General features: G+C 54.7%; 8 protein-coding genes. 2 read left to right on the top strand and 6 right to left on the bottom strand.

Going from position 1 to position 12,690, the window contains the following annotated elements; all coding sequences use genetic code 11:
* Positions 1-8: 8 nt before the first annotated feature.
* From argH to argC, 3 genes are all read right to left on the bottom strand, one after another.
* Positions 9-1,385 (bottom strand): argininosuccinate lyase, encoded by a 1,377-nt coding sequence (gene argH / locus KWG64_RS22220; RefSeq protein ID WP_218523142.1) that lies wholly within the window; start codon positions 1,383-1,385, stop codon positions 9-11.
* Between the two features lie 102 nt (positions 1,386-1,487).
* The gene (gene argB / locus KWG64_RS22215) at positions 1,488-2,261 is read right to left on the bottom strand and encodes an acetylglutamate kinase (RefSeq protein ID WP_101079876.1); all 774 of its coding nucleotides are present in this window, start codon (positions 2,259-2,261) and stop codon (positions 1,488-1,490) included.
* Between the two features lie 130 nt (positions 2,262-2,391).
* On the bottom strand, positions 2,392-3,396 hold the full coding sequence (gene argC, locus KWG64_RS22210) for an N-acetyl-gamma-glutamyl-phosphate reductase (RefSeq protein ID WP_218523141.1): 1,005 nt from the start codon (positions 3,394-3,396) through the stop codon (positions 2,392-2,394).
* 135 nt (positions 3,397-3,531) lie between these two features.
* Between argC and argE the strand changes: the two genes are divergently transcribed.
* The gene (argE, locus tag KWG64_RS22205; RefSeq protein ID WP_101079878.1) at positions 3,532-4,683 is read left to right on the top strand and encodes an acetylornithine deacetylase; all 1,152 of its coding nucleotides are present in this window, start codon (positions 3,532-3,534) and stop codon (positions 4,681-4,683) included.
* Between the two features lie 288 nt (positions 4,684-4,971).
* Positions 4,972-7,617 carry a phosphoenolpyruvate carboxylase gene (gene ppc / locus KWG64_RS22200; protein ID WP_195825773.1) on the top strand — a complete coding sequence of 882 codons (2,646 nt, stop codon included), beginning with the start codon at positions 4,972-4,974 and terminating at the stop codon, positions 7,615-7,617.
* 74 nt (positions 7,618-7,691) lie between these two features.
* On the opposite strand, the gene metF is transcribed toward ppc, so the two are convergent.
* From metF to metB, 3 genes are all read right to left on the bottom strand, one after another.
* Entirely contained in the window at positions 7,692-8,600 is a 909-nt protein-coding gene (gene metF / locus KWG64_RS22195) for a methylenetetrahydrofolate reductase (RefSeq protein ID WP_195816155.1), read from the bottom strand.
* Positions 8,601-8,841: 241 nt separating this feature from the next.
* Complete coding sequence (locus tag KWG64_RS22190) at positions 8,842-11,277, bottom strand: bifunctional aspartate kinase/homoserine dehydrogenase II (protein ID WP_195816154.1); 2,436 nt, start codon at positions 11,275-11,277, stop codon at positions 8,842-8,844.
* Between the two features lie 2 nt (positions 11,278-11,279).
* The gene (gene metB, locus KWG64_RS22185; RefSeq protein ID WP_152325032.1) at positions 11,280-12,440 is read right to left on the bottom strand and encodes a cystathionine gamma-synthase; all 1,161 of its coding nucleotides are present in this window, start codon (positions 12,438-12,440) and stop codon (positions 11,280-11,282) included.
* Between the last annotated feature and the right edge of the window lie 250 nt (positions 12,441-12,690).

Genomic DNA, 12,690 nt, shown 5'->3' with positions numbered 1-12,690 from the left:
TCGAAAACCTACAGCCCTAAACGAGCTTTCGCATCGGCGATGGCCTGTGCGACTTGTTGCGGAGAAACACCGCCTTTGGCTGCACGTTTGTCGAGGCAGGATTGCAGCTCAAGGATCGGATAAACGTCGTCGCCGATCACGCTGCTGAATTTCTGCAAGTCAGCCAGCGTTAAGGCTTCCAGCGCTTTACCTTGTCTGATGGCTTCGACCACGGCTTCACCGACAATGTGGTGTGCTTCGCGGAACGGCACACCTTTGGCGACCAGATAATCCGCCAGTTCGGTGGAGTTCGCGTAACCCTGCTGCGCGGCTTCTTTGGCACGCGGGCGTTTCACCTGAATGCCATCCAGCACCAGCGACGCCATGTTCAGGCAATCCATCCAGGTGTCGAGCGCGTCGAACAGCCCTTCCTTGTCTTCCTGCATGTCTTTGTTGTACGCCAGCGGCAGACCTTTCATTGTCATCATCATGCCGGTCAGCGCGCCCTGAACACGGCCACATTTACCGCGGATCAGTTCCAGCGCATCCGGGTTTTTCTTTTGTGGCATCAGGGAAGAACCGGATGTCACGCGGTCGGACAAATCAATAAACGCCGCTTCGCCGGTGTTGAAGAAAATCAGATCTTCGGCGAAACGGGAAAGGTGAACCATGCTGATGGCGGCGTTGGACAGCAGCTCCAGCACGTGGTCGCGGTCGGAAACGCTGTCGAGGCTGTTACGGGTTGCCGAAGCAAAACCTAACCAGCCAGCCAGTTGCTCGCGATCCATCGGATACGCAGTACCGGCCAGTGCGCCACAACCCAGCGGGCTGACGTCCAGACGGGCCAGAGTATCTTTCAGACGGCTTTCATCACGCGCCAGCATTTCCACATACGCCATACACCAGTGCGCAAACGTCACCGGCTGCGCGCGTTGCAGGTGCGTGTAACCCGGCATCACGGCATCCTGATTGGCTTCGGCAGTGGCGACCAGCGCCTGTTGCAGATGATGCAGCGCGTCGCCCAGTTCAACCACCTGCGCTTTACACCACAGTTTGATGTCGGTTGCGACCTGATCGTTACGGCTGCGACCGGTGTGCAGCTTCTTGCCCAGATTGCCAACTTTGTCGATCAGCTTGCCTTCAACCCAACTGTGAATATCTTCTGCGTCGCTGGTTAAAATAGCGCGCGGATTGGCACGGACTTCTTCCAGCAGAATGTTCAGCGCTTCTTCCAGCTGAACTTGCTCATCAGCGGTTAACACATTCACGGTCACCAGCGCTTTGGACCAGGCGACAGAGCCCACAATATCCTGCTCTGCCAGCCGGTAGTCGAAACGCAGTGAGTCATTGAGTTCTTTAAACCGCTGATCTGCTGCCTGAGTAAAACGTCCGCCCCAAAGTGCCATTTTCCTGCTCCTGAATTTTTTTATGCAAAAGGGCGCAAACTGCTGCGCCCTGACAAAAGTGTGTACCAAATGCGCCAGACCTTAAATCTGCCGAAGGGCAAACTACGCCAGAATACGTGTGCCGATCGCGACGCCGTTAAAGAGTGCCGGTAACTGCTCGGCGTGACGCCAGCTGGCGATATCCACCGGGCGTCCTAGAGAACGTGCGGCGTCGAGCGCCGCATGAACTTTGACGATCATACCGTCAGTAATAATGCCCTGCTCAATCAGATGTTCAGCTTTCTCAGCACTCATTTCCGGAATGCGCTGGCCTTTGCCATCGAGAATGCCGCTGACGTCAGACAGCAGAATCAAATCCGCGCCCAGCGTCGCCGCCAGTGCGGTCGCGGCCTGATCGGCGTTGACGTTCATCAGCTCACCGGCTTCGGTGATACCGATAGAGCTGACAATCGGCAGATAGCCCGCAGAGGTCAGGGTATTGATCAGCGCAGGATTGCCCGCTTCGGCTTTACCGACGAAGCCCAGGGATTCATCCAACTGGGTTACGCTGACGGTGCCGCCATCAGCCAGAGACAGGCCAACGGCGTTAATGTGGTTTTTCACCGCCCACGCCAGCAGGGTTTTGTTCGCGCTGCCCGCCAGTGCGCCGGTAATAATGTCAATCTGATCGGCCGGTGTCACACGCAGACCGGCTTTTTTCACGACAGGAAGATTCAGCTTTTTCATCAGCTCATCAACCAGGCAGCCGCCACCGTGAACGATCACCAGCGGGCGATGATATTCCTGACGATAAGCCACGACCGCCATGAACAGGCGCTCAAGTGCTTCTTCATTATCCAGCAACACACCACCTAACTTGATGACTAACGGATTCATAGCTGTTCGCGCCTCGACCGATTGATTATGTTAATTAATAACAATGCGTTTAATTTAATCTACCATCCCTGAACGTCTGAATAAACGCTCAGGGACACGTGTTTTCTGTTTGCTGACAATCTGAGGATTGTTAAAGCAGGGATTGTGTTTCCGGGAAGCCAAAGCGGATATTCATGCACTGCACAGCCTGCGCGGACGCGCCTTTCAGAACGTTATCTTCCGTCGCCACCACAATCAGATGTTCGCCTTTCACCGCGAAGCCGATATCACAGAACGGCAGACCGACCACGTCTTTCAGCGCCGGAACGCCCCTGGTGTACAGACGCACCAGCGGTTTGTCGTGATACGCATTGTGGAAAGCTTCCGCCACATCCTCCTCCGTCACACCCGCATTCAGGCGGCAGGTAATGGTCGCGAGAATACCGCGCGGGAAGTTACCCAGATGTGGCGTGAAAATCACCGGCACACCAAGATGCTCGGCGATTTCCGGCTGATGGCGATGGCTGAACAGTTTGTACGGCTGAAGGCTGACTTCACAGAAGCTGTTGCCCAACGTGGCTTTGCGGCCTGCACCGCTGACGCCACTGGTGGCGTTGATGACCGGCCACTGGCTGTCATTGAGCAAACCGTTTTCGATAAGCGGTTTCAGCGCCAGCTGGGAAGCGGTCGGGTAACAACCCGGCACAGCAATCAGCTGCGCATCTTTTAATTTGTCAGCCTGCCATTCGGCCAGGCCGTACACGGCTTTGTCGAGCAAATCGAGATGCTGATGCTCAAAGCCGTAAAATTCGGTATAGAACTCAGGTTTGCTGACGCGGAAAGCACCGGACAGATCGAACACCACACAACCGGCCGCCAGAAACTGCGGCGCTAAATCGTGGCTGACTTCATGCGCGGTCGCCAGAAACACCACATCGACGCCTTTCGCTACTTCCGCCACGTCTTTGAGCGGCAAAACAGGCAGATCGACGATGCCTTTCAATTGAGGGTGCAAATCGGAAAGCAATTTTCCTGCATCTGCACTTTGCGCTGAAACCGTTAAACCGGTTATGTTCATATGTGGGTGGCGGTTCAGATAGGCCGCGAGTTCAGCTCCGGCATAACCTGTGGCACCAACAATCAGCGTATTCAACATAGGGTCTGTTCACCTTCTCAATTTTGGGTAAGGAGCCGGATAATTATTCTGGTTTCCTTACGCACTGGCTTATTGTATTTTTATTCACAATTATTGCATGAATATGAATACTACCCTAACTAAAGGCTGTCAACAGTGAAGATGAAATTACCTCCTTTTATTGAGCTCTATCGGGCGTTAATCGCAACCCCTTCCATCAGCGCAACGGACGCTGCTCTGGACCAGAGCAATGAGACGCTAATCCATTTACTGGCAGGCTGGTTCGGTGATTTAGGCTTCAACGTTGAAGTGCAGCCCGTTCCAGGTACGCGCAACAAATTCAATATGTTAGCCAGTACCGGTCACGGCGCAGGCGGCTTATTGCTGGCCGGTCATACCGATACCGTTCCGTTCGATGACGGACGCTGGACACGTGATCCTTTCACCCTCACGGAGCATGAAAATAAGCTCTATGGTTTGGGTACTGCCGACATGAAAGGTTTCTTCGCGTTTATCCTCGATTCACTGCGCGATGTCGATCTGACCAAACTGACTAAACCGCTGTATATTTTAGCGACGGCGGATGAAGAAACGACGATGGCCGGTGCCAGCTACTTCTCCAAAAACGCGAAAATTCGTCCGGACTGCGCAATCATCGGCGAACCGACCTCACTGAAACCGGTTCGTGCGCACAAAGGCCATTTGTCGAATGCCATCCGCATCACCGGTCAGTCCGGCCATTCCAGCGATCCGTCTCGCGGCGTGAACGCCATCGAACTGATGCACGAGTCGATTACCCATCTGATGACGCTGCGCAATACGCTGAAAACCCGTTACAACCACAGTGGTTTTGTTATCCCGTATCCGACCATGAACTTCGGTTATATCAACGGCGGCGACGCGCCAAACCGCATTTGCGCCTGCTGCGAAATGCACATGGATATTCGTCCGCTGCCGGGCCTGACGCTGGCTGATATCAATGGCCTGCTCAACGAAGCGCTGGAGCCTGTCAGCCAGCGCTGGCCGGGCCGTCTTGCTATCGAAGAACTGCATCCGCCGATCCCGGGTTATGAATGCCCGCCGGATCACCCGCTGGTTCAGGTGGTGGAAAAACTGCTGGGTGTTGAAACCGAAATCGTGAACTACTGCACCGAAGCGCCGTTCATTCAGGAACTGTGCCCGACGCTGGTTCTGGGGCCGGGTTCTATCGATCAGGCGCACCAGCCAGATGAATATATTGATACCGCGTTCATAAAACCGACACGCGAGCTGATTTCTCAGGTCGTTCATCACTTCTGTTATCACTGATCCTGAATCAGGGTTGATGAAGAAACAATCAGGGCGCTTCCGGGCGCCCTTTGATACTGTACAAATGATGGATTAGCCAAACTGATATCGTCGCGGTTGTAATTAAATTTCAGCGACATCGCCAAAAAGACCATTTTTAACGTGAGTGATCGGGTGTTTTTGGGTTAAAACAGGTGCGGTATTTAAAAAGTATGGCCAGGTTGGCGGGTGAACGGGGCATGAATGCCTGACGGGTGAAAGTTATTTACAGAATATAAAAATCAAACGAGAGAACGGGTCAGAGGTGATATGAACGAACAATATTCCGCAATGCGAAGTAATGTCAGTATGTTAGGTAAATTGCTGGGCGACACGATCAAAGATACGTTGGGAGAACATATCCTGGATCGTGTTGAGAAAATCCGTAAGTTGTCCAAATCCTCACGTGCAGGAAATGATGCTGATCGTCAGGAATTGCTGTCAACGCTGCAAAATCTCTCGAATGATGAGTTGTTGCCTGTTGCCCGTGCTTTCAGCCAGTTCCTGAATTTAGCCAACGTAGCTGAGCAATATCACAGCATTTCGCCACACGGCGAGGCTGCCAGCAACCCTGAAGCTCTGGCGCAATTGTTCGATCGTCTGAAATCCAAAAATCTCTCTGAACAACAATTACGTGACGCCGTTGACCAGCTTTCTATCGAACTGGTGCTGACCGCGCACCCGACGGAAATCGCCCGCCGCACGCTTATCCACAAACTGGTGGAAGTGAATAATTGCCTCAAACAACTCGACCATAACGATCTGGCCGATTACGAGCGCAAACAAATTATGCGCCGCCTGCGTCAGTTAATTGCGCAGTCATGGCACACCGACGAAATCCGTAAAAACCGCCCTTCTCCGGTTGATGAAGCCAAATGGGGTTTTGCGGTGGTCGAAAACAGCCTGTGGGAAGGCGTTCCTGCTTTCCTGCGTGAACTGAACGAGCAGCTTGAGACGTCACTGAATTACAAAATGCCGGTGGAAGCCGTGCCGGTACGTTTCACTTCCTGGATGGGTGGCGACCGCGACGGTAACCCGAACGTGACAGCTGATATTACCCGCCACGTTCTGTTGCTGAGCCGCTGGAAAGCCACCGATCTGTTCCTGCGCGATATCGCTGTGCTGGTTTCAGAACTCTCCATGACCGAATGTACGCCGGAACTGCGCGAGCGGGCCGGTGGTGCCGATATCCTCGAGCCGTACCGCGAAATCATGAAACAGCTGCGTACCCAGCTGACCACCACGCAGGTGTATCTCGAAGCCCGTCTGAAAGGCGAACGCGTTGCGCGTCCTCATGATTTGCTGGTGAAAAACGAGCAACTCTGGGCACCGCTTTATGCCTGTTACCAGTCGCTGCTGGCGTGCAATATGGGCATCATCGCGAACGGCCAGTTGCTCGATACCCTGCGCCGCGTACGCTGTTTCGGCGTGCCGCTGGTGCGTATCGACGTGCGTCAGGAAAGTACCCGTCATACCGACGCGATCGCTGAAATCACCCGTTATCTGGGGCTGGGCGATTACGAAAGCTGGTCAGAATCCGACAAACAGGCGTTCCTGATCCGCGAACTGAATTCACAGCGTCCGCTGGTGCCACGCCACTGGGAACCGAGCGCCGATACCAAAGAAGTGCTCGATACCTGCCAGGTGATTGCGGAAGCGCCGGAAGGCTCTATCGCCGCTTACGTCATTTCCATGGCGCGCACTCCGTCCGACGTGCTGGCCGTGCATCTGCTGCTTAAAGAAGCCGGTTGTCCGTTCCCGATGCCGGTTGCGCCGCTGTTCGAAACGCTGGATGACCTGAATAACGCCGACGACGTGATGAAGCAGTTGCTGAGCATCGACTGGTATCGCGGCTTCATTCAGGGCAAACAAATGGTGATGATTGGCTATTCCGACTCTGCGAAAGACGCGGGCGTGATGGCCGCTTCCTGGGCGCAGTACCGCGCGCAAGACGCATTGATCAAAACCTGTGAGAAAGCCGGTGTGGCGCTGACGCTCTTCCACGGACGCGGCGGTTCTATCGGCCGTGGCGGTGCGCCAGCGCAAGCAGCGTTGCTCTCTCAGCCACCGGGCAGCCTGAAAGGTGGCCTGCGCGTGACCGAACAGGGCGAAATGATCCGCTTCAAATTTGGTCTGCCGGAAGTCACCATCAGCAGTCTGGCGCTGTATACCTCCGCCATTCTGGAAGCCAACCTGCTGCCACCGCCAGAGCCGAAAAAAGCCTGGGTGGACATCATGGAACAGCTGTCTGACGTTTCCTGCAAAATGTACCGCGGCTATATTCGTGAGAATAAAGACTTCGTGCCTTACTTCCGCGCAGCGACGCCGGAGCAGGAACTGGCGAAACTGCCGCTGGGTTCACGCCCGGCAAAACGTAAGGCCAACGGCGGCGTGGAAAGTCTGCGTGCGATTCCGTGGATCTTCGCCTGGACGCAAAACCGTCTGATGCTGCCAGCCTGGCTGGGCGCAGGTGCCGGTTTGCAGGCCGTCGTCGATGACGGGAAACGCGATGAGCTGGAAGCGATGTGCCACGACTGGCCATTCTTCTCCACGCGTATCGGTATGCTGGAAATGGTGTTCGCCAAAGCCGACCTGTGGCTGGCTGAATACTACGATCAGCGTCTGGTCGAAAAAGAATTGTGGCCGCTGGGCGCGAAACTGCGTGAACAGCTGGCAGGCGATATCAAAGTGGTGCTGGCGATTTCCAACGACGATCATCTGATGGAAGATTTGCCGTGGATTGCTGAGTCTATCGCACTGCGTAACGTCTACACCGATCCGCTGAACGTGCTTCAGGCTGAGTTGTTACACCGTTCACGCGAGCTGGAAAAAGACGGCAAGCAGGATGCGAATGTCGAACAGGCCCTGATGGTAACCATCGCAGGCGTTGCGGCCGGTATGCGCAACACCGGCTAGTTCAGCCGCAGAGCTCAAAGAAAAACCCGCGAATTCGCGGGTTTTTTGCTTTGTGCATTCTGGAAATTATTGACTTACGCACGAACCGGAACCGCGATGTCAGGGCGAACACCCAGCGTATGGCAAATCGCGTAGCTCATTTCGGCACGGTTCAGGGTGTAGAAATGGAAGTCCTTCACGCCTTCGCGGCTGAGGATCTTCACCATGTCCATCGCGATATTTGCGCCGACCATTTTGCGGGTTTCCGCATCATCGTCCAGCCCTTCAAACTGACTGTTCATCCAGTTCGGGACTCGCACGTTAGTCATGGTGGCAAAACGCGTCAGCTGTTTGAAGTTGGAAACCGGCAAAATGCCCGGCACGATCTCAACATCAATGCCCTGACCCGCACAGCGGTCACGAAAACGCAGATAGCTTTCTACGTCGAAGAAAAATTGTGTAATAGCGCGGCTGGCACCGGCGTCGATTTTACGCTTCAGGTTGATCAAATCTGCCTGTGCGCTTTTTGCCTCCGGGTGAACTTCCGGGTAAGCCGCCACGGAAATATCGAAATCACCCACTTCTTTCAGCAGATGCACCAGATCGGTTGCATACATATCCGGTTTGCCGCCGCCCGCCGGTAAATCCCCGCGCAGCGCCACGATATGACGGATGCCGCTTTCCCAGTAATCCTGCGCAATCTGGCGCAGTTCGTCACGGCTGGCATCGATACAGGTCAGGTGCGGAGCCGCTTCTAAACCCGTACGCTCTTTAATGCCTTTGATGATGCTGTGCGTGCGGTCGCGCTCGCCGGAGTTAGCACCGTAGGTTACCGACAAAAACTTAGGCTTGAGGCTGCTGAGGCGGTCGATGGAGCTCCACAACGTATCTTCCATCTCGCTGGTGCGCGGCGGGAAAAACTCGAAAGAAACGTTAATCTGACCCTGCAACTCTGCCAGATTCTGATTCAGCGCCTCGCGCTGGTTAGCGTGGAAAAAGCTCATAAACACTACCTCATGGATCACTGCGTTTTAATTATTGGCTTATATAGTAAGCGTCTAGACGTCTAAACGTATGGATAGACAATGGAGGAAGTGAGCAAAACTGTCAACTGCAAAAATGCATCTGAGTGTGATTAATCTTCACTCAAATTGAAGGAATTTCATGTTGGGGGAAAGTGCAGAGGAGAAGATGATGAAAAGTCTGAAAGCACCCTTCCGGCAGGAACCGGAAGGGTGTAGGTTTTTAAAGCAACTGAGTCAACCGGTTAAGGTCAGATTGCAGTGCGCCAGCGGTAACATCGCGCCCGGCACCTGGCCCGCGGATGACCAGCGGGTTGTCGCGATACCAGCGGCTTTCAATGGCAAAAACGTTATCACACGGCAGCAACGCGGCCAGAGGATGATCCTCACGAACCGCTTCAACACCAACACGCGCTTTACCGTTGGCATCGAAACGCGCCACGTAACGCAGCACCAGACCCATTTCGCGCGCAGCTTCCAGACGCTGGAGCATTTGCTGATTCAGCGCTTCGCCGTCCTCAAAGAACTGATCGACGGAACCCGTTTCACAACCAGCCGGGACCAGAGATTCCACACGAACCTGCGTCGGTTCGATGTCATAACCCGCTTCACGGGCCAGGATCACCAGTTTACGCATCACGTCCTGACCGGATAAATCATCGCGTGGATCAGGCTCTGTCAGCCCCTGCTGCCACGCCAGATCCACCAGTTCGGTGAACGGCAGCGTGCCGTCAAATTGCAGGAATAGCCAGGATAACGTGCCGGAGAAGATTCCGCTGATTGCCAGAATGCTGTCGCCGCTGTCACGTAAATCGCGCACGGTATGGTTAACCGGTAACCCCGCGCCCACGGTCGCGTTGTACAACCAGTGACTGTCGGTTTTAGAGAACGCATCGCGGATCTGACGGTATTTATTCGTCCCGGATGCGCCCGCCAGTTTATTCGCGCTGATCACATGGAAACCGTAGCTGGCGAAATCCAGATACTGATCCGCCAGTTCTGCGCTCGCCGTGACATCCAGCACAACCAGATCATCATAAGGATGCGCACGCATCCACAGGAACAGCGATTCTTCGTCGTGCGTCTGGGATTCGTCGTCGAAGAAGGCCAGCGCACGGCTGGCGTCCAGACCTTCGTAATTGAGCAGGCTGCGTTTGCTGTCTACCACACCGGCCAGCACGAATTCGAAACCGCTGCGGGCAGAAATATTCTTTTGTTCACGGGCAAACAGTTCCAGCCAGCGTGAACCGATATTGCCTTTACCAAACAGCATCAGACCAATTTGTTTTTCAGCGCGGAACAGGGTTTTATGCAGCCCCTGAATCAGATGAGCGGTCGGACCGACGCGCAGAACCGCCACCAGGCTGATGCCGTCTTCCGACTGCCAGATAAATTCGATCGGCTGATCTTTCATTTCCTGATAGAAACGGTGGCTGTGCAGCGGGTTTTTACACACGCCCGCACCGACCAGCGCCACCATTGCCAGCCCTTCACGCAGCGTCAGACGCCCCGGCAATGCGGCATCTTCCAGCACCTGCAAGGCGCTCCCCGCTACTTCGGAGGTATAGCAAAATTGCAGCAGATTGCGGTCAGGATGCACGCCGGTACACAGCGGTTTGATCTGCGCACGCTTGAGCAGCAACTCAACGTCTTTTTGTGCCAGCGCAAAATCATGCGCAGACGGAATAGCCATTTCGATCAGGCAAATATCATCATGGCTGGTGACAATTTTTGCGCCCGTGCCGGAAGCCAGCACGCGTTCGATACGCGTCGAGCCCTGCTCCGGTTTGTAGCTACAGCGCAGCTGTAAATCGATATCGCTGCCGGAAACCGGCTGCAAAGTGCGGGTATGCAAGACCGGTGCGGCCAGACGCGCCAGTTCACTGGCTTCATCCAGACGCAGCAGCGGCAACAGGCAGGCATCTTTCACTTTACGGGGATCGGCGCTGTAAACCCCGGCGACGTCACTCCAGATGGTAACGCGGCTGGCGTTCGCCAGTGCGCCAATCTGGGTGGCGGAATAGTCGCTGCCGTTACGGCCAAGCAGAACGGTTTCACCGGCGTCACTGCGGGCGATAAACCCGGTTACCACCAGATATTGCTGAGGATGCTGCGCGATAAGCTGTTGCAGAAGCGGATAAGAACGCCCTTCATCCACCTGAGGCTGAGCCGCGCGTTCAGCACGCAGAAATTCGCGCGCATCCAGCCAGGCGGCAGGCAGCTCCATTTTGCACAATACGGCAGACATCAGTCGTGCAGACCAGATTTCGCCATGACCGACGACTTCTGCGTAAACCGCATCGGTCATCTTGTCATCGAGCAAAACAGCCAGACGTTCGAGGTCATGAATAAAAGAAGCAATAAGCGGTTCTGCCATTTCCGGCGGAAGCAGGCCGGAAATCAAATCACTCTGATACCGGCGCAAGGCCTGCTGAACCTGATGCGCGGAAAGCCGGTCGGTCTGGCTCAGTTTCAGCCAGCTGATAAGCTGGTTGGTCGTGCTGCCCGCCGCCGACACCACCATCATGTCGCCCGGCTTTGCGTACTCAGCCATAATACCTGCGACGCGCAGATAACATTTCACGTCAGCCAGGCTGCTGCCACCAAATTTGTGCAACTGCCGGCTTCCCGCCGGCGCTGCAACCGCTATTGCATTCATACTTACCTCGTTGCCACTGACTGGAATGCGTGTTCCAGATCAGCAATCAAATCTTCGCTGTCTTCAAGACCTACAGAAATACGGAGCAAGCTGTCAGAAATCCCGGCGGCTTTACGCGCTTCCGGCGCCATGCCAGCGTGTGTCATGGTTGCCGTATGAGAAATCAGGCTTTCGACGCCTCCCAGTGATTCTGCGAGGGTAAATAACTTCAATTCTTTCAGGAAATGACGCAGCTGCGCTTCATCTCCGTTAAATTCAAAACTGATCATGGCCCCGAAGCCACGTTGCTGACGGCGGGCAATTTCATGCCCCTGGTTTTCCGGCAGCGACGGATGATACAGCTTTTTGACCTGCGACTGTTTTTGCAAATACGCCACAATCGCCAGCGCATTTTCCTGCTGTTGTTTTACGCGAACCGTCAGCGTGCGCAGGCCACGCAACAGCAGATAGCTGTCAAACGCCGCGGCGGTTACACCGATATTGTTCGCCCACCACGCCAGTTCAGTTGCATGCTCTGCGGTCTTAGATATTACCGTACCGGCGACCACATCAGAATGCCCATTCAGATATTTCGTACAGGAATGTACAACTAAATCCGCCCCCAGCTTCAGCGGGTTTTGCAACGCCGGGCTCAGGAACGTGTTATCCACCACGGTCAGTGCGCCAGCCGCGTGAGACGCCGCGCAAATCGCCTCGATATCGACCACGCGCAGCAGCGGGTTGCTTGGGGATTCAATCAGCACCAGTTTTGGTTTTTCCTTCAACGCTTCGGCCAGCGCCTGCGGGTCACCCTGATCGACAAACAGCACGCGGTACGCACCGCGCTTGCTCAGGCTGTCGAACAGACGGTAGCTGCCGCCGTAGCAATCGTGCGGCGCAACCAGTAAATCGCCAGGTTTGAGAAACACCGTACACACCAGATGGATTGCGGACATCCCGCTGCTGGTGAGCACCGCGCCCGCTCCGCCTTCCAGATCGGCCAGCGCACGCTGAGCGATATCACGCGTCGGATTTCCGCGACGTGAATAGTCATGGGCTCTCGGCTGATTGAAATCTTCAAAGTTGTAAGTGCTGGAAAGGGCGATAGGCGGAACTACACAACCATATTGCTGATCATTGTTCAGGCCACTGCCCACGGCAATGGTGGCTTGCTTGTGCGTCATAGTCGTTTCTTCCTGACGAAATGCGGAGGATGAGGGTGTAAAGAGTAACGCCCGGAATTATAGACGTCAATACATCTGGACATCTAAACTTCTTTGCGTATAGATTGAGCAACAGAGCAATACCCGCTAAAATTATGACGTTAATGAAGATGTCCGGCAGATCCGTTGCGTGAAGCAGTTAAGCGCAAGGCGACAAAATGAACAATGCCGCAGGGCAAATCGTGAGATATCCCTGTAAAATGACGACATT

Origin of the sequence: Rahnella sp. PD12R, from assembly GCF_019200965.1 — a bacterium.
GTDB lineage: Bacteria > Pseudomonadota > Gammaproteobacteria > Enterobacterales > Enterobacteriaceae > Rahnella > Rahnella laticis.
Note: the sequence above shows the minus strand (reverse complement) of the source record. Positions and strands in the feature narration are given on the sequence as shown.

Excerpts from the sequence above, each read along its gene's own strand:
- argH (WP_218523142.1), bottom strand. The coding sequence starts at position 1,385 with ATGGCACTTTGGGGCGGACGTTTTACTCAGGCAGCAGATCAGCGGTTT.
- argB (WP_101079876.1), bottom strand. The coding sequence starts at position 2,261 with ATGAATCCGTTAGTCATCAAGTTAGGTGGTGTGTTGCTGGATAATGAA.
- argC (WP_218523141.1), bottom strand. The coding sequence starts at position 3,396 with ATGTTGAATACGCTGATTGTTGGTGCCACAGGTTATGCCGGAGCTGAA.
- ppc (WP_195825773.1), top strand. The coding sequence starts at position 4,972 with ATGAACGAACAATATTCCGCAATGCGAAGTAATGTCAGTATGTTAGGT.
- metF (WP_195816155.1), bottom strand. The coding sequence starts at position 8,600 with ATGAGCTTTTTCCACGCTAACCAGCGCGAGGCGCTGAATCAGAATCTG.
- KWG64_RS22190 (WP_195816154.1), bottom strand. The coding sequence starts at position 11,277 with ATGAATGCAATAGCGGTTGCAGCGCCGGCGGGAAGCCGGCAGTTGCAC.
- metB (WP_152325032.1), bottom strand. The coding sequence starts at position 12,440 with ATGACGCACAAGCAAGCCACCATTGCCGTGGGCAGTGGCCTGAACAAT.